At 57.4% G+C, this 21,627-nt stretch carries 21 protein-coding genes; 8 read left to right on the top strand and 13 right to left on the bottom strand.

All coding sequences use genetic code 11. From position 1 onward, the window contains the following. Positions 1–3 precede the first annotated feature (3 nt). Entirely contained in the window at positions 4–1,287 is a 1,284-nt protein-coding gene (gene rho, locus DI396_RS09075) for a transcription termination factor Rho (protein WP_110795898.1), read from the bottom strand. 137 nt (positions 1,288–1,424) lie between these two features. Then, on the bottom strand, positions 1,425–1,877 hold the full coding sequence (locus tag DI396_RS09070; protein ID WP_110796039.1) for a CopD family protein: 453 nt from the start codon (positions 1,875–1,877) through the stop codon (positions 1,425–1,427). A 420-nt stretch (positions 1,878–2,297) separates the two neighbouring features. Between DI396_RS09070 and DI396_RS09065 the strand changes: the two genes are divergently transcribed. From DI396_RS09065 to dnaQ, 4 genes are read left to right on the top strand one after another with little or no spacing between them, the layout of a single operon-like run. Continuing rightward, positions 2,298–2,894: a Maf family protein gene (locus DI396_RS09065; RefSeq protein WP_110795897.1), complete on the top strand. Its 597-nt coding sequence runs from the start codon at positions 2,298–2,300 to the stop codon at positions 2,892–2,894. Position 2,895: 1 nt separating this feature from the next. Then, the gene (locus tag DI396_RS09060; protein WP_110795896.1) at positions 2,896–3,723 is read left to right on the top strand and encodes a shikimate dehydrogenase; all 828 of its coding nucleotides are present in this window, start codon (positions 2,896–2,898) and stop codon (positions 3,721–3,723) included. Next, positions 3,720–4,313, top strand: coding sequence for a dephospho-CoA kinase (gene coaE, locus DI396_RS09055; RefSeq protein ID WP_110795895.1), 594 nt, complete (start codon positions 3,720–3,722; stop codon positions 4,311–4,313). The genes DI396_RS09060 and coaE overlap by 4 nt, the downstream gene beginning before the upstream one ends. Continuing rightward, positions 4,306–4,992 (top strand): DNA polymerase III subunit epsilon, encoded by a 687-nt coding sequence (gene dnaQ / locus DI396_RS09050; RefSeq protein WP_110795894.1) that lies wholly within the window; start codon positions 4,306–4,308, stop codon positions 4,990–4,992. Before coaE ends, dnaQ begins: the two co-directional genes overlap by 8 nt. A gap of 34 nt (positions 4,993–5,026) precedes the next feature. On the opposite strand, the gene secB is transcribed toward dnaQ, so the two are convergent. Beyond that, positions 5,027–5,512, bottom strand: a complete 486-nt coding sequence (secB, locus tag DI396_RS09045; protein ID WP_110795893.1) for a protein-export chaperone SecB — start codon at positions 5,510–5,512, stop codon at positions 5,027–5,029. A gap of 78 nt (positions 5,513–5,590) precedes the next feature. Beyond that, positions 5,591–6,094, bottom strand: a complete 504-nt coding sequence (locus tag DI396_RS09040) for an FxsA family protein (RefSeq protein ID WP_110795892.1) — start codon at positions 6,092–6,094, stop codon at positions 5,591–5,593. A gap of 122 nt (positions 6,095–6,216) precedes the next feature. Between DI396_RS09040 and DI396_RS09035 the strand changes: the two genes are divergently transcribed. The 3 genes from DI396_RS09035 to DI396_RS09025 are packed head-to-tail and all read left to right on the top strand — an operon-like array spanning position 6,217 to position 8,512. After that, on the top strand, positions 6,217–6,876 hold the full coding sequence (locus tag DI396_RS09035; protein WP_110795891.1) for a Tim44/TimA family putative adaptor protein: 660 nt from the start codon (positions 6,217–6,219) through the stop codon (positions 6,874–6,876). Further along, positions 6,873–7,928, top strand: coding sequence for a murein transglycosylase A (gene mltA / locus DI396_RS09030; protein ID WP_110795890.1), 1,056 nt, complete (start codon positions 6,873–6,875; stop codon positions 7,926–7,928). The genes DI396_RS09035 and mltA overlap by 4 nt, the downstream gene beginning before the upstream one ends. After that, a complete protein-coding gene (locus DI396_RS09025; protein ID WP_110795889.1) occupies positions 7,925–8,512 on the top strand; it encodes a Smr/MutS family protein in 588 nt (195 codons plus the stop codon). The genes mltA and DI396_RS09025 overlap by 4 nt, the downstream gene beginning before the upstream one ends. 29 nt (positions 8,513–8,541) lie before the next feature. Here the strand turns inward: DI396_RS09025 and DI396_RS09020 are convergent, their stop codons facing one another. The 3 genes from DI396_RS09020 to hslV form a co-directional block, all read right to left on the bottom strand. Further along, positions 8,542–9,654, bottom strand: coding sequence for an alpha/beta hydrolase (locus DI396_RS09020; protein ID WP_162617194.1), 1,113 nt, complete (start codon positions 9,652–9,654; stop codon positions 8,542–8,544). A 61-nt stretch (positions 9,655–9,715) separates the two neighbouring features. Continuing rightward, complete coding sequence (gene hslU, locus DI396_RS09015; protein ID WP_110795887.1) at positions 9,716–11,026, bottom strand: ATP-dependent protease ATPase subunit HslU; 1,311 nt, start codon at positions 11,024–11,026, stop codon at positions 9,716–9,718. Then, a complete protein-coding gene (gene hslV / locus DI396_RS09010) occupies positions 11,023–11,580 on the bottom strand; it encodes an ATP-dependent protease subunit HslV (RefSeq protein ID WP_110795886.1) in 558 nt (185 codons plus the stop codon). The genes hslU and hslV overlap by 4 nt, the downstream gene beginning before the upstream one ends. Positions 11,581–11,691: 111 nt before the next feature. Here hslV and DI396_RS09005 point away from each other — a divergent pair, with 111 nt between their 5' ends. Further along, positions 11,692–12,603: a hypothetical protein gene (locus DI396_RS09005; protein ID WP_110795885.1), complete on the top strand. Its 912-nt coding sequence runs from the start codon at positions 11,692–11,694 to the stop codon at positions 12,601–12,603. A 73-nt stretch (positions 12,604–12,676) separates the two neighbouring features. Here the strand turns inward: DI396_RS09005 and trxA are convergent, their stop codons facing one another. From trxA to tsaE, 6 genes are read right to left on the bottom strand one after another with little or no spacing between them, the layout of a single operon-like run. Then, on the bottom strand, positions 12,677–12,997 hold the full coding sequence (gene trxA, locus DI396_RS09000) for a thioredoxin (protein WP_110795884.1): 321 nt from the start codon (positions 12,995–12,997) through the stop codon (positions 12,677–12,679). A gap of 60 nt (positions 12,998–13,057) precedes the next feature. After that, positions 13,058–16,441: a double-strand break repair helicase AddA gene (gene addA, locus DI396_RS08995; RefSeq protein ID WP_204362823.1), complete on the bottom strand. Its 3,384-nt coding sequence runs from the start codon at positions 16,439–16,441 to the stop codon at positions 13,058–13,060. After that, complete coding sequence (addB, locus tag DI396_RS08990) at positions 16,441–19,410, bottom strand: double-strand break repair protein AddB (protein WP_110795882.1); 2,970 nt, start codon at positions 19,408–19,410, stop codon at positions 16,441–16,443. Before addB ends, addA begins: the two co-directional genes overlap by 1 nt. Beyond that, positions 19,403–20,095, bottom strand: coding sequence for a nucleotidyltransferase family protein (locus tag DI396_RS08985; protein WP_110795881.1), 693 nt, complete (start codon positions 20,093–20,095; stop codon positions 19,403–19,405). The genes addB and DI396_RS08985 overlap by 8 nt, the downstream gene beginning before the upstream one ends. Continuing rightward, the gene (locus DI396_RS08980) at positions 20,071–21,105 is read right to left on the bottom strand and encodes an aminoglycoside phosphotransferase family protein (RefSeq protein ID WP_110795880.1); all 1,035 of its coding nucleotides are present in this window, start codon (positions 21,103–21,105) and stop codon (positions 20,071–20,073) included. The genes DI396_RS08985 and DI396_RS08980 overlap by 25 nt, the downstream gene beginning before the upstream one ends. Continuing rightward, complete coding sequence (gene tsaE, locus DI396_RS08975; RefSeq protein WP_110795879.1) at positions 21,102–21,578, bottom strand: tRNA (adenosine(37)-N6)-threonylcarbamoyltransferase complex ATPase subunit type 1 TsaE; 477 nt, start codon at positions 21,576–21,578, stop codon at positions 21,102–21,104. Before tsaE ends, DI396_RS08980 begins: the two co-directional genes overlap by 4 nt. Positions 21,579–21,627 lie beyond the last annotated feature (49 nt).

Raw genomic sequence — 21,627 nt, 5'->3', positions numbered from 1 at the left:
AAATTAGGTGTTCATCGAATCGAAGAAGTCAGAATTCGTTTTGGTCTGCTTCAATTTCGAGATCAGGAATTCGATGGCATCCGTGGTTCCCATCGGGTTGAGAATACGGCGCAAAACAAAGGTCTTTTGCAGATCGACTTTATCCACAAGAAGGTCTTCTTTGCGAGTGCCCGATTTCAAAATGTCCATCGCCGGGAAGACACGTTTGTCAGCCACCTTACGGTCAAGAACGATTTCCGAGTTGCCCGTGCCTTTGAATTCTTCGAAGATGACCTCATCCATACGAGATCCTGTATCGATCAATGCGGTGGCAATGATCGTCAAAGATCCACCCTCCTCAATGTTCCGCGCGGCACCGAAGAAGCGTTTGGGACGTTGCAGGGCATTCGCATCCACACCGCCGGTCAGAACCTTGCCAGAGGACGGCACAACGGTATTAAACGCGCGGCCAAGCCGTGTGATGGAATCGAGCAGGATCACCACATCGCGTTTATGTTCAACAAGGCGCTTAGCCTTTTCAATTACCATCTCCGATACAGCAACGTGGCGGGTCGCGGGTTCATCAAAGGTCGAAGACACGACTTCGCCCTTCACGGATCGCTGCATATCCGTCACTTCTTCGGGACGTTCATCGATCAGCAAAACAATCAAATAACATTCGGGATGGTTCTGTTCGATCGAATGAGCGATATTTTGCAACAGCACGGTTTTACCAGTCCGCGGCGGGGCCACGATAAGCGACCGTTGACCTTTACCAATCGGGGCGACCAAATCGATAATCCGCGCCGAACGGTCTTTGACCGTCGGATCTTCGATTTCCATGTTCAAACGCTCATCAGGATAAAGCGGCGTCAGGTTGTCAAAGGCAATTTTATGACGGGCGCGTTCGGGATCTTCGAAATTGATCCGGCTGACGGTTTGCAATGCAAAATATCGTTCATCCCCTGACGGCGCTGCCATCAAGCCTTCGATGGTATCACCGGTGCGCAGCGAATATTGGCGGATCATATCCGGAGAAACATAGATATCATCGGGACCGGGTAGATAGTTCGCTTCGGGGCTACGCAAAAACCCGAATCCGTCCTGGAGCACTTCGAGCACCCCGTCGCCGCCGATTTCCCAATCCTCCTCGGCCATCTCCTTGAGGATCGAGAACATCATCTCGCCCTTACGCATGGTCGAGGCGTTTTCGATTTCCAATTCCTCTGCCATCGACAGCAGGTCTTTTGGACTTTTGGCTTTGAGGTCCGACAGGTTCAGACGTTCAACAATGGCTTCTTCGCTCATGGGCATACCTCGACACGTAAACCACCCGTAACGATGGCGCGTCATAATTTGATCTGGAAAAACACGATGCCCGGACGGGCTGGTTGATCGCTACATAAGCGGCTGCAAAGGCCAAGTCAACGAAAGCAGAGCATCGCTTAGAATTTCACAATAACCGAAAGCACGATTACCATCATCAGCAGCGTTGGAACTTCATTCATCATTCGGTAGTGCCGACCGCTCACGGTGTTCTCACCCCGAAGGAAATCCTTGCGTCGGTAGCCAAGCCAATGATGAAACCAGGTCATGACAAGAACCGACGCGGCTTTGGTCCACGGCCAGACCATCGACCAATCCACGATTCCGGGGGTAAACACCAACATCAACCCAAACACCCAAGTCGCAATCATCGCCGGATTCATAATCACACGTAACAGTTTGGTTTCCATTCCGATGAAAACTTCTTCGGCCTTGTCGCCTTTGGCAATCTGTTCGGTGTGATGCACAAACAAACGCGGCAAATAAAACAATCCTGCCATCCAAGATATCACTGACATGACGTGTAGCGCTTTGGTCCAGGGATAGATCCCTGCTAGAAAATCACCGATCATTTCAAAGCTCCCTTTCGGGATCTCCATATAAATAAATAAAGAAAAGAAAAAGGATGATGATGAAGTAGGGAAACCCCAAAGCAGTGGATTATTGCGTTCTACAAGGCTTCTCCACATCGGGAGAACTGTTGCGCTATACCATGGGATATATTGCGATTACCTGAGGGTATGAAATTGAAATATATTACTTAAATTCAGGATCCATCTGTGGATAATCTATGGGGTAAGACCGGAATTAGCACTTCGTTCACATAGACAAAGTTACTCTTACCCCTGTTGGAAAACCCGGTTGGGACCGGCTGAAACATTCGGTCTGTCCACAGAGCGACAGCATGCCTAGATTTATACGCTAAGTATTCGTAAACAGTCCGTTCACTCCTCCACTGAGTTATACACAGATGATATGGGCAGGCATATGAAATGGTAAAAATCATCCTCGCGTCGGGCTCGGACATACGGGCAAAAATGCTCCGCAATGCCGGTGCTGTCTTCGAGGTGATTAAGCCGCGGATCGACGAGGATATGATCCGCGATGCATTATTGGCCGAAGGGGCCAGCCCGCGCGACATTGCCGACACATTGGCCGAAATGAAGGCCCGAAAGGTAAGCGAAAAGCACCCCGACGCCTTGGTGATCGGATCGGATCAAGTGTTGGATCACGCGGGAACACTCTATTCCAAACCCAAAGACCGCGCAGACGCGAAGACGCAATTGCGGGCGTTATCTGGTGCCAAGCATCAATTGCTTTCGGCTGCGGTGATATGTGAGAATGGCAAACCGCTTTGGCGACATATCGGTGTGGTGCGAATGCAAATGCGCGACATTTCCGATACATACCTTGACGCATATTTGACCCGAAATTGGGAGAGCATCCGCCATAGTGTCGGCGGTTATAAGCTCGAAGAAGAAGGCGTGCGCTTGTTTTCCCGTGTTGATGGCGACTATTTTACAGTGCTGGGCATGCCTTTGCTTGAACTGCTTTCTTATCTCAGCCTGCGCGGCGATCTGGAGACTTAACATGAATCGTATCCCATTGGCCGGTGTGATTGGCCATCCGATAGCCCATTCAAAATCACCACAGTTGCATCAACATTGGCTCAAAATGCATGGGTTACAGGGCTATTACATTCCGATGGATGTGATGTCTGACGATCTGGAAAACGTGTTGAAAACCTTACCTAAAATGGGATTTGTCGGGGTTAATATTACGGTGCCGCATAAAGAGCATGTAATGCAGATCGCCGATTTGATCACCGACCGGGCCACATTGATCGGCGCCGCCAATACGTTGATTTTTCGGAAGGACGGGAAAATTCACGCCGACAATACCGATGGTTTTGGCTTTATCGAAAACCTACGCCAAGGCGCACCGGATTGGGATCCCAAAGCCGCACCGGCGGCGGTTCTGGGTGCAGGTGGCGCGGCGCGGGCGGTTGTGGCGGCTTTGCTCGACGTTGGTGTGCCCGAAATCCTGATCTCCAACCGGACCAAGGTCCGCGCGGAAAAACTGCAAGATGATTTTGGCAAACGTTTGACCGTGGTCGATTGGGTGCAGGCGGGTAACATTCTTGAAGATGCAAGCCTTGTGGTCAATACTACGTCTCTTGGAATGATGGGTAAGCCCGACTTGCGCGTGCCGCTTGACGGGTTGCAAAAATCCGCTGTGGTCACCGATCTCGTTTATGCGCCGCTCAAGACACATTTGTTATTGGAGGCAGAGGCAGCCGGATGCACAACGGTCGATGGCTTGGGAATGCTACTGCATCAGGCCGTCCCCGCGTTTGAGAGGTGGTTCGGGCAACGCCCCGAGGTCGACAGCGCAGCGCGTGCGGCGGCTTTGCGATGAGCTTCCGTCTTGGTCTCACCGGCTCCATTGGAATGGGCAAATCTACCACTGCGGCAATGTTTGCCGAGGCCGGCTGCGCGGTTTGGGATGCCGACGCCGCCGTGCACCGTCTTTATGCCCAAGGCGGCGCAGCGGTTGCGCCCATGGCGGCAGCCTTCCCTGCGGCGATTGAAGAGGGCGCAGTGTCGCGCAACCGTCTCAAAGACATCATCGCAGCCGATGCGTCTGCCCTTACCCGGATCGAAAAAATCGTGCATCCGCTTTTGGCTGAGGATCGGGCTGCCTTTGCCGCAAATGCCGAGGCAGAAATCCTCGTCTACGATATTCCGTTGATGTTTGAAACCGGAGGTGAAAAACGGATGGATGCGGTTGCATGTGTCTCTGTATCACCGGAACTTCAACAAAAACGCGTTATGGACCGCGGCACGATGAGCCTTGCGCAATTCGAAGCGATCCGCGCCAAACAGATGCCCAATGACGAAAAATGCGCCCGCAGCGATTACGTGATCATCACCGATACGCTTGAGCATGCGCGCGCGCAGGTGCAAGATATTGTCACCGATGTAAAAAGGCGGATGCGTGATGCGTGAGATCGTATTGGACACGGAAACCACCGGCTTCGAGCCCGAAAGCGGCGACCGGATTGTCGAAATTGGGTGTGTCGAGCTTTATAATCATATGCCGACTGGCCAGACCTATCATCAATATATCAATCCCGAACGCTCCATGCCTCAAGGCGCCTTTGAGGTGCACGGATTGGGAGACGAATTTTTGCGTGACAAGCCAGTCTTTGCCAAAATCGGGCAGGATTTTCTGGATTTTGTCGGGGATGCAAAATTGGTGATCCACAACGCCAGCTTTGATATGAAATTTCTCAATGCGGAATTGAAATGGATGGGCCTGCCGCTTTTGCCGATGAGTCAATCGCTCGATACGCTGGCGATTGCGCGCAAAAAATTCCCCGGATCGCCTGCGTCTCTGGACGCGCTGTGTCGGCGTTTCGGCATCGACAATTCCAATCGGACATTGCACGGCGCGTTGCTCGATAGTGAAATTCTTGCTGAGGTCTATCTTGAATTAATCGGCGGGCGGCAACCTGATTTCGGGCTTGGCGCGGTGCGCGATGACAACGACCGGGTGCAAACCCAAAGCGATTGGCGACCGACCCCGCGCCCTGTGCCCCTGCCCTCGCGCCTCACCGACGAAGAAGCCGCCGCCCATGCAGCCTTTATCGAGGCGATGGGCGACGGCGCGATGTGGTTGAAATAACACGGGAACGGTCACGGTTCACGGGTTAAAGCAATTAGGACACAGGTGCCGTTTCTTGTTGGCGGCGCGCAATTTCGGCACGGTAGAGTTGCACGAAATCAATGTTGTCGAGGTTCAGCGGCGGGAAGCCACCATCGCGTGTGACATCCGATACGATGCGGCGCAAGAACGGGAACGTCAGGCGCGGGCATTCGATTAACAAAAACGGGTGCATTTGCTCTTCGGGCACGCCTTCGATGTTGAACACACCGGCATATTCGATTTCCAAGAGGAACAGCGTGTCTTTAGTGGTTTTATCAGAGGAGGTCACAACCAATTTGGTCACAACTTCGAATTGATTGGCGGCTTCGCGCGGTTTCGCGTCAAGATTGACTTGCACCTGAACATCCGGTTGCACGTTGCCCTTGCCACCCTTTTGCGCCAACACGTTTTCGAACGACATGTCGCGAATGTATTGGGTCAGGATGTTCATTTTGATCTGGGGCATTTCCGGTGCCGCGCCGTTGCCATTTTCGGCCATTGCTGTCGTCTCCCAAGGGGTTTTGATAAAATCGCTATAGCCTTAGCAGGATGGCCGCACTGTCTCAACCGAAAGCGATCAATGCTTGGTCCAACCCGAAGGCCGATGCGTCGGGCGTTTGTCGGGATCGATCTCGGTAAATTCTACATCGATAATGTCACCGCCTTGCGCCGCCGGTCCCCGGTTGACCGGCCCGGAGTCGCCCATGCCAGCGGCGCCCATATCGAATTGTGCCACTTTCACCCGTTTGCGGACCTCGCGCATCACCGCCCGCCGAACCGGCGGCAGCAGCAATGCAATGCCAACCGCATCCGTGAAAAACCCCGGAGTTAGCAATAAGACCCCGGCCACAAGGATCATCGCCCCATGCGCCAAAGGTTCGGTTGGGTCGCGCATATCGGCCAAGGATTTGCGCACATCACCCATCGCCAATGCACCTTGTTGTTTCATCAACTGATGTCCAACAACAGCGGTCAGTAACACCAACCCAAGCGTTGGCAATGTCCCGATCACTCCACCAACTTGCAAAAACAATGTGATCTCAATCAGGGGCACGGCGATAAAGGCAATCAATAGCCACATGGGGACTCTCCTCAATTACGCGGGCCTCATTTACGCTGGCATGGTGGACTTGGCCCCGCTCAATCCCTACATAGGAGCAAGCACGCCGGGTTTCCATGCCCTGCCCCTAGACGAGGTATCACATGAACGCCCCTATCATTCAGCTTCTGGTTCTGGCTGGCATTGCCATCTTCCTGATTTTGCGCCTGAAAAATGTGCTCGGCACCCGCGAGGGTTTCGAGAAGCCGGTGTTGCCAAAAACCGCCGATGCGGTATCGGGACGCCCCGATTTCGAAGTCATCGAAGGCGGACCCGACCGCGATATCACCGATCACGTTGCCGCAGACAGCGCCGCTGCCAAGGCTCTGGCCGCGATGAAAACCGCCGAGCCGAGCTTTAACGTCGGTGAATTTTTGCAAGGTGCACGCGGCGCGTACGAGATGATCCTCATGGGGTTTGAACGTGGTGAACTTGCTGAAATCAAACCGTTTCTTAGCGAAGAGGTTTACGAGACCTTTGCCGAGGTTGTCGAAGCACGCCGGGCGCAGGGTCTGACCATCGAGGCGGAATTTGTCGGGCTGCGCGAAATGGGGCTTGAAGATGCGCTCTTCGAAGAAGAAACAGGGCGCGCCTTATTGGATGTTCGCTTCACCGGCGAATTGACCTCAATCGTGCGCGACAACGAAGGCGATATCATCGAAGGCAAAGACGGCAAGGTCAAACGCCAGCGTGATGTCTGGAGCTTTGAGCGGCACATGGGCGCGGACGATCCGAACTGGATACTTGTCGCGACAGGTGAATGACGTGGCGGGCGGTCGCGGCGGGGCTTTGTACCGCCGCCGTTATCGCCCCTGCTGCTTTTGGTGATGCCGTGCAGCGCGCAAATGGAATATCCTATGATATCCTATCGTTCGATGATCTGGATGGGTGGGGCGAGGACGATTATGCTGTCGCTCTACAGATCTTTAAGAACAGCTGCGATGCGCTCGTAGCGCCAGACTGGGCCGCGATATGCGCCGGTGCAGACGATGCGGCACATCCCCGCGCATTTTTCGAAGATCATTTCCACCCGACCCTTATCCGTGACAGCAAACCGCCGTTGTTTACCGGTTATTATGAGCCGGAGATCGACGGTGCTCGGGCGCCGTCCGCGCGTTTTTCACATCCGGTTTATGCTTTGCCGCCTGAGGTGGGAACCGACGGCCCATGGTTCAGCCGCCGCGAGATATTGAGAAGCGGCGTATTGGAAAATCGCGGGTTGGAACTGGCCTGGATAGAAGACCCTGTCGATCATTTCTTCCTGCAAGTTCAAGGTTCGGGGCGCATCCATTTTGGCGACGGTGACTATATGCGTCTTGGCTATGCGGGCAAAAATGGCCATCCATATTATTCGATCGGGCGCGAATTGGTCCGGCGTGGCACGTTTGCGGCTGCCGACCTTTCGGCCGATGCTCTAAAAATCTGGCTGCGGGCCCATCCAGTGGAGGGGGCGCAGCTGTTGCTGCACAATCCGTCCTATGTATTTTTCCGTGACGTCACCGAGGTGTCCGAAGACCAAGGCCCGATCGGCGCGATGGGGGTTTCGGTCACGGCCCATCGCAGCATTGCTGTTGATCCGGCGATCACGCCGCTTGGTGCGCCGGTGTGGGTTGAGAAAGACGGCGCCCATCCTGTGCGCCGCTTGATGGTGGCGCAAGACACCGGATCTGCGATCAAGGGCGCGCAGCGCGCCGATCTCTTTTTTGGCACCGGCGAGGTGGCCGGACATGCCGCAGGCCGTTTGAACGACAGCGGGCGTATGGTGGTATTGCTGCCCAAACCAATGGCAACCGGGTTGGCGGAGGCATACCAATGACCCGTCGCCGGCTGCGCCCCGATGAGATCGAGCTTTGGCAACAGGTGGCAGATACAGCGGAACGCTTGACTCCAAAACGCGCGACAAAGGGACCGGAACCGCACCCGCCACATCCGAAACCAAAACCGCAACGGACCATCCAGCCCCATAAGGATTTCACGCTTGGAGCAAAGGCACAAAGGCATGCGGCCGGGCATGATTTGCTACCGCCGGTACAGGACCGGATTGCCGCCGCGCCGTTGCGCATGGACAAAAAGGCCTTTGCGCGTCTCAAGCGTGGCAAAATGCGCCCTGAAGGTAAACTTGATCTGCACGGGATGACAATGGCGCAAGCGCATCCCGCGTTGACGCGGTTTATCCTGACCGCGCATGCCGATGGCAAACGCTTGGTTCTTGTGGTGACCGGCAAGGGCAAAAACCGCGATGACGGCGGGCCGATCCCCGTGCGCCACGGCGTTTTGCGCCACAACGTCCCGCAATGGTTGGCGATGGCGCCCCTGTCTTCGGTGGTCTTGCAAATCTCCGAAGCACATCTGAAGCACGGCGGAGGCGGCGCGTATTACGTTTACCTTCAGCGGCGTTAGCGGCGCGGGCGGAAAAGGTCGGCCCTGATTTACTGGGTGTTGGGCAAGGCCAATGCCAAGGCCGGCGACAGGATCAATTGTGTCGCGTTGCGCACATTGAGGGCCGTGCCGGGCAATAGCCCCGCCATACCAGCACGATCCGATTGGAAGGCTTTTTCCAAATCGACGGCCCCCTTGAGCAATGCGATCAAAGTCGGCGAGGTGCCAAAGGTGAAGTGTCCATCTGCACTGTTCGCAAATTCGCTGACATCCACGATCGTGACCGGATATTCGGCCAGCTCATCGGGGTCTTCCAGATTGCCCAAACGTTTTGAGCTTCCGTTCAGTCGGGCAGAAAGCCGCAATGCGCGGTCGCGCTCAGAGACGAAAATGGCGAAGGGCTGTGGCAGGTCCGCGATACGGTCTGCTTGGGTGCGAAAGAGATCAAGATCAATATCAGGAGAGATCAAGATAACACCGCTCAACCGGTTTTCTGACCATCCAGGGGTGCCAATTTCGATCTGTCGCAGGGCCTCCATCACCAAGAGCGTGCCCATCGAGTGCCCAATCAAAATGATGCTGGTTGGCCCTGCTTTTTGCACATCGCGCAACAGCTTTTCCAACCCGTCGCGGGCGAACAGCATGCTGTCGCGGTCATGGGTGTAGCCCAAAGGATTTGCCGCCGAGGGCCAAGAGTAATGCACCGCCGTACCGGGCAGTTCGATGTCGTGCATCAATTGCGTAATTCGGAAGGCCCCATCGGAAAAGCTATTGTTATAGCCATGCACGTAGATTGTGACTTCGCGGTTGCCCTTGGGCTGTGATTTTATGCGCTTAGACAGGGCATTAATAAATTCGCTCTCGCCGTCAAAATCGTCTTCGGCGGCGATGGTAAACTGACGCTGTGGGTCGGGGCGGGTCGAGGCGGCGCGAATTTTTCCTGCCTCGTGCTCAGGCGGTACAGAGACCTTCAGTTCGGTGAAATTCAATGTCCGACTGCGGTCTTTGCCAAAAACGCCGCGATCATCGCGGGCACGGGATGTGGCCACGAACACGGGATAAACCGTGCCAATTTCCAGCGCCTCGGGCACCAATGTGGTCATGGTACGATCAGCGCAGCCCGTTCCCAGAACCAATAGTATAACAGCAAAAACGCGCAGCATGGTCGCTCCCAAGTGAACCGCTGCTAACATGTACCATGTCGCCGCGCGTTGACCAGAGGTTTTAGAGCATATAGCGGCTCACATCGGCTGACTTTGTCAGGCTGCCGAGGTTTTCCTCGACAAATTTTGCATCCACGGTGATGTCCTCGCCGCCGCGATCAGGGGCAGAAAAGGACAGCTCCTCGAACACCCGTTCGAGCACGGTATAAAGCCGGCGCGCGCCGATGTTTTCGACCGATTGGTTCACATCCGCCGCGATCCGCGCCAGTGCGGCAATGCCGTCCTCGGTGAAGGTCACGGTGACCTCTTCGGTTGCCATCAGCGCGGTGTATTGGCGGGTCAACGCATTGTCGGTTTCGGTCAGAATGCGCACGAAATCTTCTTCGGTCAGCGCGCGCAATTCGACACGGATCGGCAAACGACCCTGCAGTTCCGGCAGCAAATCCGAGGGCTTGGCGATGTGGAACGCACCCGAAGCGATGAACAGGATATGGTCGGTTTTCACCGGCCCGAATTTGGTCGAAACCGTTGTGCCCTCGATCAAAGGCAATAAATCGCGTTGCACGCCTTCACGGCTGACATCGCCGCCGCGCGCGTCGGAACGGGCGCAAACTTTGTCGATCTCGTCCAAGAACACGATGCCGCTTTGCTCAACAGCGGTCAAAGCCGCGCGGTTGACGCTTTCATCGTCGAGCAATTTGTCGGCCTCTTCTCCGATCAGCAAGGCATAGCTGTCCAATACGGTAACCTTGCGTTTGGTCATCTTTCCGCCAAAGGCTTTGCCGAACATATCGCCAAGGTTCATCATGCCCATCTGCCCGCCCGGTTGACCGGGAATGTCGAACATTGGCATGCCTGATCCGCCGTTATCTGCGACTTCGATTTCGATTTCTGTGTCGTCCAATTCGCCGGATTTGAGTTTCTTGCGGAACATCTCACGGGTGGTTTCGCGGGCGTCGGTGCCGGCGATTGCTTCGATCACGCGCTCTTCGGCGGCGGCGTGGGCGCGGGCTTTGACATCCTCGCGCATCTGTTCGCGCGTCATGGCAATGGCGCTGTCCACCAGATCGCGGATGATTTGTTCGACATCGCGGCCGACATATCCGACTTCGGTGAATTTTGTTGCCTCGACCTTGATGAAGGGCGCACGCGCAAGGCGGGCCAGACGGCGAGAGATTTCAGTTTTACCAACACCTGTTGGTCCGATCATCAGGATGTTCTTGGGATATACCTCGTCGCGCAGGTCATCGGCCAATTGTTGCCGCCGCCATCGGTTGCGTAGGGCCACGGCCACGGCGCGTTTGGCATCGGCCTGTCCAATTACAAAACGGTCGAGTTCTGAGACAATCTCGCGGGGGGTCAGATCAGTCATTTCGAAATGCTTTCTACGGTCAATTTTCCGTTGGTATAGACACAGATATCAGCGGCAATCGCCATGGCCGCGCGGGCGATTTCTTCGGCGTTTTTGTCGCTGTCCATCATACCGCGCGCGGCGGCGAGGGCGAAATTGCCGCCCGATCCGATGGCTGTGACGTCGTGTTCGGGGGTCAAAACATCGCCGGCGCCGGTGATGACCAGCAACTCGTCGCCATCCGTGACGATGAGCATCGCTTCGAGTTTTTGCAGATACTTATCCGTGCGCCAGTCCTTGGCCAATTCGACAGAGGCGCGCGCCAATTGTCCCGGCGTGGCTTCCAATTTGGCCTCTAGCCGTTCGAGTAACGTGAAAGCATCCGCCGTTGATCCGGCAAATCCGGCCACCACGTCATAGCCGCCAGGGCTAAGCCGGCGCACCTTGCGTGCGGTGCCTTTGATCACGGTTTGGCCGAGCGAGACCTGCCCGTCGCCAGCAATCGTCACCTTGCCGCCTTTTTTGACGCCGATAATTGTTGTGCCGTGCCAACCGGGGAATTGATTGTCTGCCATGACTGCCTCCTGTGTTGTGGCAATATATGGAGCCTTGCCCTGTCCGGCACAAGGGTGCGGGTGCCAGAGCCGGCCCTTGCCCGCACTCTGTCGCCGCGATAGCCTGCCCATATGTATGAGAGCCAAACTGTTCAGTTTTTCCTTGATGACGAGATGCGTGCCAGCGCCGAAGCGGGCGAACACCCGTTCTTGGCCAAACTCGTCTCGGTGCTCGAAGAGGCAGGGCTGCGCAGCGTTTTCCGCCAGAACAGTCTCGAAAACCGTCTCGCTTCGGCCCGCTTTGATGGCTATGCCCTGTTTCATATGGATGATCCATTTCACACCCGTGCCCTGACCATTCGTCGCAATCTTTATTATCCGTTCTGGCATATCGAGACGAGCGCAAAGCGGTGGGAATGGCGTGTGGCGCAAGCCGAGTTTGATCCCGCGCAGGTGCCGTCAGAGGAGGCCGGAAGTTTCTACCGCCGCTGGCGAAAACGCCTGTTCGGAGCGCCAGATATCACCCACGATGGGTTTGTTTATATCCCGCTCCAGGGCCGGATTTTGGAGCGTCGGAGCTTTCAAACTGCATCGCCCATCGACATGATCGAGGCGGTATTGGAACATGATCCAAATCGCTCGGTGATCGCCGGGCTTCATCCCAAAGAAACATATAGCGCCGCAGAACTGGGGGCGCTCGAAGTGCTGGCGGATGCGCATCCGCGCCTGTCGGTGCGTATGGGTGATATGGAGGTCTTGCTTGCGGGCTGTGACTATGTGGTGTGTGAAAATTCTTCGGTCGCTTTTGCAGCGCATTTCTTCAAGAAAAACAGCGTTCTTTTCGCGCAGATCGATTTTCATCACGGGTCTTTGAATGTGCCGGCTCTTGGCGTTGCCGATGCCATATCCCGCGCGCCGGATGTTTCGATCGCTCATGCGGCCTATGTGTGGTGGTTTTTGCAAAAGATGTCGATCAACGCCAGCCTTGATACCGCATCGGATAAAATCCAAACGACGCTGCGCCGGCACGGTTGGCCGGTCTGACGTTCGCGACGTCCAAACGCAAAAGAGGCGCCCGTTGGCGCCTCTTTCGTGTCACTTTAGATGTTGTTCGGGCTTAGATAGCGTCTTCGATCCAGCTTTGCAGCGTGGCTTTGGGCGCCGCGCCTGCGCGGTTGGAGACAACCTCGCCGTTTTTAAAGATAAACAGCGCCGGAATGCCGCGAACGCCCATTTGCGACGGCGCGTTCGGGTTGCTGTCCACGTCGACTTTGACGATCTTCACTTTGCCTTCCATCTCGGCCGACAGCTCTTCGAGCGCAGGACCGATTTGTTTGCACGGGCCGCACCACTCGGCCCAAAAGTCCACCACAACGGGCAGATCGGATTGGCGCACTTCGGCGTCAAAGGTATCATCGGTAACGGCAACGGTGGCCATAGCAGCATCTCCTGAAAGCTGGGAACTTGGCTGTGAACCTAAGAACCACAGAGGGCAACGTCAAGATATCTGGGTGCGTGTCAGGGCATTGATCACAATATCATGTGGTAGGATCATCAATTCGGCGCTCCGCGTCCATAAAAGCGCGGTCACAATCTCGCGGTCCGGGTAAATCTGCGCCAACGCAGCTTGATAGGCGCCCATTTGGCGCAGCAATCCTTCGGGGCATTGCGCGGGGTCCTGTGGGACGGCGATGTTGGTCTTGAAATCCACTGCCATCACCCGGTCGGGCGACACGATCAATCGGTCGATTACCCCGTGGATCCTCTGTCCGCCGAGTGCGGGTAGAACGGCGGTGACCGGAACTTCGGCAAGGGTCGTGGCGGCGAAAACCGGCGCGAGACGCGGTGCATCCAACACGCGGCACGCTTCTTCCAATAGAGGCGTTGCCTCGGCCTCGGTGACGCTTTCCCCCCCGGCATTGAGCAGCCTGTGCGCCTTTACCGGCCAATCGTTGCGAGGAAGGGACGGAAGATGTTCGAGCAATGTATGAACCTGCCGCCCGCGCCGTTTGGCGGCTTCTTCATCCAAACCGTCTTCACTTGGCAATGCTTTTGCCCCTCCCAAATCCGAGGGGCTCAACGTCGTGGGAAGCGGCAATGGCCTCGCGGCCGCTTCGGCGAAAAATGCTGGCAGTGTGATGGACGGGCTCGGGATGGACGCCGCCTCTGAAAAAGTCTCTGTTCCCGCCCAATCGCCGTATTCCAAACGCAATCCAACGCCAAAACCAAAATCGTGCTCGGCGGCGTCGCAGGCTTTGAGCGCACCTTCGGCCATCACGTACCATTTGGCATTCTGTGCCTGCATGGCGCCCGCACCCGCGACGATCAACCATTTTTCCGCGCGCGTCATCGCAACATACAGCAAGCGCTCCTTCTCGGCCTGTTGCGCCTCCGTCAAGTCGGTGCGCAGTGCCAAAATCGCGTCAGGTGCCGCAGATACTGCCGGTGACCACACGGCGCGGCCACCGGTTTCGAACACTTTGGCATCAATCGCGCGGTCTTTTTTGATTGTCTCGGGCAGGATGACGATTGGGGCTTCCAGTCCCTTCGATCCATGCACGGTCATTACGCGAATACGGTCGCCGGCACTTTCCATCTGGCGTTTGATTTCAAGGTTGTCACTCTCCATCCATGTCAAAAATCCGGTCAGGCTGGGCACCGCGCTGCGTTCGTAAGCCAGCGCTTGGCTGAGCAAGGCGTCGATGCCATCCTGGGCCTCGTCACCCAAACGCGCCAAAAGCTTTTTGCGACCGTCCCAGCGGGTCAAAATCCGTTCCAACAAATCGTAGGGACGTAAAAAATCAGTGCGTGCGCTTAGGTCACGTAACATGGCGAGCAATTGGGGGTGCGCCTTGTCCTGTCCGCGCAATATCGGCCATAGCGGCCCCTTGCCGCGCCCCTGTGCCAGATCAAACAGCGCGGCCTCATCCCACCCACCAAGCGGGGATTTCAACACGGTTGCCAGCGACAGATCATCCTCGGGCAATGCCAAAAACGACAGGAGCGCCTTAAGGTCACGCACTGCCATTTCACCCCCGACCTTAAGCCGGTCCGCCCCCGCCATCGGCAAGGACAGCGCCTTGCATTCGCGGATGATCGCTTCGAAAAGTGCACCGCGACTTTGTACTAGAATGAGGAAATCACCAGCGCGCACAGGGCGCATGGCATAGGTACCATTTCGACCCTGTTCCATGGGAATCGGTGTCTTCTGATCCAACATGCGGCTGATCTCTGCGGCAATTCGGCGGGCAAGGATCACCGTATGGTGGCTTTGGCCAAGCTGGTCGACGGGGCGATGCCAATCGCCTTCTTCTTCTTTCGGCGCGGGCTCCACCAACGGCCATAAATCCACCCGCCCTGGCATTGCGTCCTTAAAGGCACGGTGCGGATTCTCCGATGTAAAACCCGCCGCGCCGTGCCCTTCAAAGGCGGCATCGACAACATCCAAAATTGCACGAGACGACCGGAAAGAATATTCCAGTTCAAGGGTGTTTAGTGGCGTGTTGGTCGCGTCGAGACGATCGGCAAATTCAGCCTGCATCCGGTCAAATTCGCGCGGATCGGCACCTTGAAACGAGTAGATCGATTGTTTGCGGTCGCCAACGACAAAAATCGTGCGCGGAATGTCCGCCCGCGAACCGATGCCAGCGGTAAACTCCTGTGCCAACCGCTCGATCACCTGCCATTGGATTGGGCTGGTATCTTGCGCTTCGTCCACAAGAATATGGTCGATACCGCCATCAAGCCGGTAGAGCACCCATTCTGCTACGCGCGGATCAATCAACAAATCCCGTGCCTTGACGATCAGATCATCAAAATCGAGCCATCCGCGCAATTGCTTGGCGCGCTCATAACGTGGCAAAAAAACCTGCGCGAACCGGTTGAGCACGAGGGTTTGCGCGGCGGCCATCAAGCCAAGCCGTGTTTGCCGCGCGGCCTCGATCCGCAACATGAAACCGTCTAGCGCGTCCAACAGATCGGGAATGTGTTTTTGCGTGGGCTTGGTCGGGATTTTTCCCAGCTTCGCTGTGTAAGGGGCTTTGGCATCGGCTTTTGTGAGAAAGCACTCTTCAAGCGCGGGCAGCGCATTCAGGTCGAGCGATGTGAGCGCGCGGAGTTTTTGCGCCAACGCCATATCGGTTTTGCTGCCCGTGGCGCAAACCTCGGCCAGCCGCGCCAGCATCTGCGCCTCCCCGCCCAAGAACACTTGCGCCCTCAGTGTCTCAAAGTTTGCATCATCGGGCAAGCCAAGCAACGCATGCGCTTCGGCGTGCGTCATCGGTGCGGCAAATGCATCGCGGTGCCGGACGATATCTCCGGTTAATTTGTCCATCTCGTCGCTGGTGAATTGCAACGCCAACGCCTCGAAAACCTCCGCCTCGGGGCCCGAAGCGATCTCTTCCAAAATATCCTTTTGCAAGATGGTAATGCTCAGATCATCCATCTCGGTGAATTGCGGGCTGACCTGCGCTTCGAGAGGAAACCGCCGCAAAAGAGCGGCACAGAATGAATGGATCGTTTGAATTTTCAAACCGCCGGGGGCTTCGATGGCGCGGGCGAACAATCGCCGTGCCGCACGCAAAGCGGCGTCGTCACGTGGTCCGGTGACCCCCAAATCATCCAGAGCCGCACGCAGATCATCATCCGCCAACATCGCCCAATCGCCCAAGCGTTTGAACAATCGGTTTTGCATCTCGCTCGCCGCCGCTTTGGTATAAGTCAGGCACAGGATGTGTTGCGGCTCCACATGTTCGAGCAGCAACCGCGCCACGCGGTCGGTCAGCACCCGTGTTTTGCCCGATCCGGCATTGGCCGAAAGCCATGTCGAGGCGTTGGGGCGCGCGGCCTCGATCTGTCGCAAGGTTGCATCATCGCGTTGCATCACGGCACCTTTCGCCCGTCAGGGGATTGAGTGATATCCCATTCTCCAAACCGCGACAGCAGATCATAATCGCTGACGTCATCGGTTTTTGGCATCGCGCTGCGGGCGGTGAAACCTTGGTTCTCATCGAGGTAGCTGGCAATCAACTCTTCGAATTCGGCCCATATCTGTGCGGCCGATGTTTCGTCCAGCGGCGCTTCGACCTCTGAGGGCGTTGCCCCCAATCCGATATAAACCGCGCGCGCGACATGTTTGGGCTGAAGATCCTTGAATGCACCGCGCTCGACCATGGCGGCCTCTAACAGAAGTTGTTTATCATATTGTTTCTGTTGGGCTTTGCTGGGTGGGCTGCCGGTCTTATAGTCATAAATATGCGCCGCGCCCCGTGGATCCAAATCAATCCGGTCGGCCTTGCCGCGCAGGGTGAATCCAAGCGGCGCAATCATTGCTTGGCCACTGATTTCAAATCCGGCAGGCCGCGCAAGAGCACGCCGCGCGGCTTCGGTTTGCAAGAACCAATCGGCCACACGGGCAATGCGCGATTGCCAGACCACGCGTGTCTCACCCCATGGCACATCACGCAGCAGAACCTCACGTGCGATGTCCAGCAACCGCGCGCGTGTGCGCAGCGTTTCATCATCGCGGCTTTCTTTGACGAACTGTTCGAATACGTCGTGGATCACCGTGCCGCGCATCATCGCATCGGGCGCGCGCATTAACGGGTTGAGCGGGCGCAATCCCAACACATGTTTGGCGTAGATCGCATAGGGATCGCGCACCAAATGACGGATTTCCGTGACAGATAGGGTGCGGGGCCGGGCAGCGGCGGGCGGTTTGGGCGAGGGCCGCAGCGCAGGTGGCACAGGCGTCACGTTTTCCAATGCCGCGACTTTCGACAGCCAGATCGCGCCGCGCGCGCGCATCGCCTCAAGCGCTGCGACACCGCCCTGTTGCGGCAGGCCGCCCAGCATGTTGGTCAACCGGTTGAGCCATCGCGAGGCAATGGTTTCGGCGTCATCCGAGCGTTTGGCGCGGGTGAACCACACCTCTGGCGCGGCAGCGGCCTGTTCGAAATCATGCGCCGACAGGCCGATCCGCCTGTCAGGTAAAAGCAAACCGGCATCATGGCGCATTTTGCGGTTGAGCCATGGGTCGGGTGTTGGCGCTTCGGGCCAGCTACCTTCGTTCAATCCGGCAAGAATCAGTAAGTCCGCACCCTGCACTCGGGCCTCAAGTGTGCCCCAAATCAGGATATGAGGATGCGGGTCGTCTTGTGCGCGCACCTCGCCGCGCGCCAAAATCGCACCAAAGAGGTTTTGGTAGTCCCGCGCGCCAATGGATCCACCATAGGGCGCCTGCGCACGTAGGTCCGCGACGGCCTTGGCGGCCTCGCGTCCTGCCGCCTCGTCCCAAAGCGCACCACTGCCGGTGCCCTCCGGTCCCTGTGCGAGGGCTTCGGCGCGGGTGATGTGGTGATCAAGCCGCGCCGTGAGGTGGTCATCGGAAATCGGTATATCGCGCAATAACCATTCGCAAATCCACTGTGCCCAGCGCAGGGCCGCATCCGTATCTTTTTGCGTGGCCGCCCACGCCATCAAACCATCGGAATCGGGGTGGGGCCATCCTTTGCGGCGGATGTAAAGTTCCAGATCGCGGGTCAAAAGGTTATGCAGATTGCGGGCGCTGCCACTGTGACACAGTGGGTGTTTGAGCAATGTCATGAGGGATTCGGCACTGGGCCGGGCCTCATAAAGCGCCGCAACATGGCGTAAAAACCGCCCCGGTGGACTGAGCTGCAATGGCATGCCGGCGCTGTCGTCAGGCACGATCCCCCACCGATCCAAGGCCGCTGTCACCCGCCGGGTCAGCATCCGGTCCGGTGTGATCAGCGCGGCGGTCTGTCCCTCTTGCGCAGCTAGGCGCAGCCGCATCGCAATGGCAGAGGTTTCGCTGCGCGCATCGGGCGCCTCAAGCAGCGTGACCTCGGCCATCGCCGCGTCGATATCGGTTAACTTGGGGCCATCTTCGAGCCATTGATCCGTGACCGGCGCGGGACGTAGCGCCAGTGAAATCACTGCATTGCGTGCCGGATGCGCCGGGGCGGTGTCATGCCACGGTTTTAGATGGCTCCGGTCGATCGCGAGCGCGGTCATCAACTTGCGAAACCGGAATTGCGGATGGTCTTCGGCGGGCATTTTCCGAGCGCGCGCGGCGGGGTCATCTGCATCGCCCTCATCCAAAACCGACCAAACCGCATCGGGCATGTGATCATCAAATCCGGGCAGGATTACGGCGCCCTGCGGCAGTTTTGCAACCGCTTGCATGAGCAAATGCGTTGCTCCGCGCGAGCCGGTAGAGCCGGCAAGAATGACGGGATGCGTGGGCGGATGTTCTGCCCAACTCGCGGCGAGCCGCTCGATCACCATACGTTGCCGTGCCTCCGCATCGGGGGCTTCGTCCGTGGCGCCGAAATACCGTTCGACGATGGCCAAGAATGATTGCGTGCGCTGCCAATGGCCGGATTGGTCGCTGACATCCAATGCGGCAATCACTTCGGGGGGCACGCCTTCACCCTGCATTTCGTCCATCAATCCGGCAAGGCTATCAGCCAGATCAAACAGGGCCGCGCGCGGGGCAAGGCTGGGATCGGCATCCAGTAATTCAGAGATCAGCCGCGTTAATTCCAACCGCCGCCGCAGGGGCGGAACCGCAGGCGGTATATCTGCCACCTCAAGGCTTTGCCCTAAGCTGCCGAGCAATTCGATCCGGGGCAGCAACCGCGCGGGACCGGCGTCAAACAGGGCACGTATCCGCCGCGCCATGCGTTTGGTGTTGACGATCAACTGCACTCGCGCCAAGGCTTCGGGCGGTCCATCGCCAAACCGTGCGAGCAACCCCTCGACCACGCCTTGCGGAAAATCCACGCCCGGCGCGAGGTAAAAAACACGTGGCGCGGCTTCTTCAAACATGTCGGTATCCGATCATTTCTTCGGCGTCGATGATGCCCTGCGGGTGTCCAACATCGCACCATGCGCCGCCGTATTGCGCGCCATAGAGCCGTCCCGTCTCAAGCATCCGGTCCCAAAGAAGATTCAGCGAGAACACAGAGTCCTCCACTTCGCTCAGCAGATCGGTTTTGATGATTTGCGCCCCACCATAGATCAATCCGGGTCCGCGCGCGGCACGTCCGGTTTCGTCCAAAATGAAATCGCCGGCGCCCTTGTGTCCCACCGCTTGAGTTTTGGGTATGCAGATGAGCAGCGCATCCATGCGGTCGGGATCCCACTGTGTCAAAAGCCTTTGCAATGGGTTCTCGCCATGCCAAACGGCATCCGTGTTGAGCGTGAATACCGGCCCGGTGCCCAGCAACGGCAAGGCATGACGTAGTCCGCCGCCGGTCTCGAGGATATCGGGTGCTTCGACCGAAAGCGCGACAGCCTTGGACGACAGATGCGCTGCAAGTTGCTCGGGCAAATAATGCAGGTTCGCCACCACGCGCGGCAAGCGCAGAGGCGTAACCAGATCAAGCGCGTGGTCAATCAACGGGCGGCCTGCCACCTCGACCAATGGCTTGGGACGTGACCGGGTCAGCGCACCCATGCGCGTGCCGAAACCGGCCGCAAACAACATCAAGGCTTCGGGAGCGTCGCGCATTTATCTTTCAGCCTTTGCAGGATTTCGGAAGTGGGTTCAGGTAGATCGCGACGCAAAATATCACAGACAGGCGCCAAGGCAGGATGGGCCAAATCGCGCATCAGATAGCCCCAGACCCGAGGGATGAAATCGATGTAATGCGCCTTGCCATCACGCATGCAAAGCCGTCCGAACACCCCCAAAATCCGCAGGTTTCTCTGCGCGCCAAGAAGGTGATACGCGGCCTCGAAACTTGCCGCATCCTGTTTCGAGGCCGCAATGTAACGGGTGATCATGTCGGCCTCTATCGCTTCGGGCACGTCGCGCCGCGCATCTTGTAACACAGAGACCAGATCATAGGCCGGATGCCCGGCCAAAGCGTCTTGAAAATCCAGCAATCCGACGCGCGCCGGACCGGATCGTTCCGGCAGCCACAGCAGGTTCTCGGCATGATAATCGCGCTGGATCAAAACGCTGGCTTCAGCAGCCCGCGCGGCCAGCAAGGGTTCGAATACCTGCGCAAAGGCTTGTGATGGCTGCGCTGTTTCGGCGTCAGCATGCTCGGCCGCGCCGGCAAGATAGAACTCATAGGCCAAAGCCGCCATTTGGGTCATATACTGCGGCGAATAGGCCGCCAAACCGGTGGGCGGCGGCGCGCGGTGCAAGTGCAATAACGCGTCGGTCGCGGCCTCATAAAGCGGCCGTTCGAGTGCCGGATCATCCGCCATCACCCGCGCGAACAGGGCATCCCCGAGGTCTTCGAGCAGCAAAAACCCATTGCGTGCATCTTCCGCGTAAATCTCCGGCGCACTCAACCCCAATCCCGACAAATACCGTGCGATCGACACAAATGGCCGCACGTCTTCGCCGCGTTCGGTAGGCGCATCCATCAATACGGCAGCACGCCCGTCTTGGTGACACAGGCGTTCGTATTTCCGGTTCGACGCATCCCCCGCCAGAGGGGCGCGGGCCGCCTGATCCCACCCGGTGCGCTTTAGAAATGCGTACGCCAATGCGTGCCGGTCCGTCATGGTAACAGCCCTTCCAGTTTTTTTGCCCAACGCGGATCGCGCCATGTTGCAACGGCCAACCGTTCGCCTGCGGCGTCTGACGCCTCCAGCTTCAATCTCAAGGCTGATGTCGGGCGAAGGTCGGCCAATCGATCCGGCCATTCAATCAGGCAAATCGCATTTTCGAAAGCTTCGTCAAACCCAAGCTCAATGGCTTCGTCCGGGTGCGACAGGCGATAGAGATCGGCATGCCATATCTCGATTCCGTCCGCGCAATCATATGTTTGCACAAGTGTGAATGTCGGGGAGGGGATGTCTTCGGGCGCGGCCAGACGTGCCAAGATCAGCGCACGGGCGAAATGGGTTTTACCCGCGCCGATTCCGCCTTCCAACTCGATCACATCTCCCGCATCGAGACGCGGCGCGAGGGCGCGTGCGAAGGCTTCGGTGGCCTCCGGGCTTGACCAGGAAAAGGAAACGGGACTGCGCAACATGGCGCGAGATTACCCTACCGCGCCGCCGCTGCAAGCCAAGAAGGGCGCC

Origin of the sequence: Litorivita pollutaquae, from assembly GCF_003205515.1 — a bacterium.
Classification (GTDB): Bacteria; Pseudomonadota; Alphaproteobacteria; order Rhodobacterales; family Rhodobacteraceae; genus Litorivita; species Litorivita pollutaquae.
This window is presented reverse-complemented; position numbering and strand designations above follow the sequence as displayed.

What these genes read in the sequence shown, in the direction of transcription:
- addA (WP_204362823.1), bottom strand. Translation starts at nt 16,441, where the DNA reads ATGCAACGCGATGATGCAACCTTGCGACAGATCGAGGCCGCGCGCCCC.
- DI396_RS09020 (WP_162617194.1), bottom strand. Translation starts at nt 9,654, where the DNA reads ATGCTGCGCGTTTTTGCTGTTATACTATTGGTTCTGGGAACGGGCTGC.
- DI396_RS09025 (WP_110795889.1), top strand. Translation starts at nt 7,925, where the DNA reads ATGACCCGTCGCCGGCTGCGCCCCGATGAGATCGAGCTTTGGCAACAG.
- addB (WP_110795882.1), bottom strand. Translation starts at nt 19,410, where the DNA reads ATGTTTGAAGAAGCCGCGCCACGTGTTTTTTACCTCGCGCCGGGCGTG.
- DI396_RS09060 (WP_110795896.1), top strand. Translation starts at nt 2,896, where the DNA reads ATGAATCGTATCCCATTGGCCGGTGTGATTGGCCATCCGATAGCCCAT.
- DI396_RS08980 (WP_110795880.1), bottom strand. Translation starts at nt 21,105, where the DNA reads ATGACGGACCGGCACGCATTGGCGTACGCATTTCTAAAGCGCACCGGG.
- trxA (WP_110795884.1), bottom strand. Translation starts at nt 12,997, where the DNA reads ATGGCCACCGTTGCCGTTACCGATGATACCTTTGACGCCGAAGTGCGC.
- DI396_RS09040 (WP_110795892.1), bottom strand. Translation starts at nt 6,094, where the DNA reads ATGTGGCTATTGATTGCCTTTATCGCCGTGCCCCTGATTGAGATCACA.
- secB (WP_110795893.1), bottom strand. Translation starts at nt 5,512, where the DNA reads ATGGCCGAAAATGGCAACGGCGCGGCACCGGAAATGCCCCAGATCAAA.
- DI396_RS09070 (WP_110796039.1), bottom strand. Translation starts at nt 1,877, where the DNA reads ATGATCGGTGATTTTCTAGCAGGGATCTATCCCTGGACCAAAGCGCTA.
- coaE (WP_110795895.1), top strand. Translation starts at nt 3,720, where the DNA reads ATGAGCTTCCGTCTTGGTCTCACCGGCTCCATTGGAATGGGCAAATCT.
- dnaQ (WP_110795894.1), top strand. Translation starts at nt 4,306, where the DNA reads ATGCGTGAGATCGTATTGGACACGGAAACCACCGGCTTCGAGCCCGAA.
- hslV (WP_110795886.1), bottom strand. Translation starts at nt 11,580, where the DNA reads ATGGCAGACAATCAATTCCCCGGTTGGCACGGCACAACAATTATCGGC.
- DI396_RS09035 (WP_110795891.1), top strand. Translation starts at nt 6,217, where the DNA reads ATGAACGCCCCTATCATTCAGCTTCTGGTTCTGGCTGGCATTGCCATC.
- tsaE (WP_110795879.1), bottom strand. Translation starts at nt 21,578, where the DNA reads ATGTTGCGCAGTCCCGTTTCCTTTTCCTGGTCAAGCCCGGAGGCCACC.
- DI396_RS09005 (WP_110795885.1), top strand. Translation starts at nt 11,692, where the DNA reads ATGTATGAGAGCCAAACTGTTCAGTTTTTCCTTGATGACGAGATGCGT.
- hslU (WP_110795887.1), bottom strand. Translation starts at nt 11,026, where the DNA reads ATGACTGATCTGACCCCCCGCGAGATTGTCTCAGAACTCGACCGTTTT.
- mltA (WP_110795890.1), top strand. Translation starts at nt 6,873, where the DNA reads ATGACGTGGCGGGCGGTCGCGGCGGGGCTTTGTACCGCCGCCGTTATC.
- DI396_RS09065 (WP_110795897.1), top strand. Translation starts at nt 2,298, where the DNA reads ATGGTAAAAATCATCCTCGCGTCGGGCTCGGACATACGGGCAAAAATG.
- rho (WP_110795898.1), bottom strand. Translation starts at nt 1,287, where the DNA reads ATGAGCGAAGAAGCCATTGTTGAACGTCTGAACCTGTCGGACCTCAAA.
- DI396_RS08985 (WP_110795881.1), bottom strand. Translation starts at nt 20,095, where the DNA reads ATGCGCGACGCTCCCGAAGCCTTGATGTTGTTTGCGGCCGGTTTCGGC.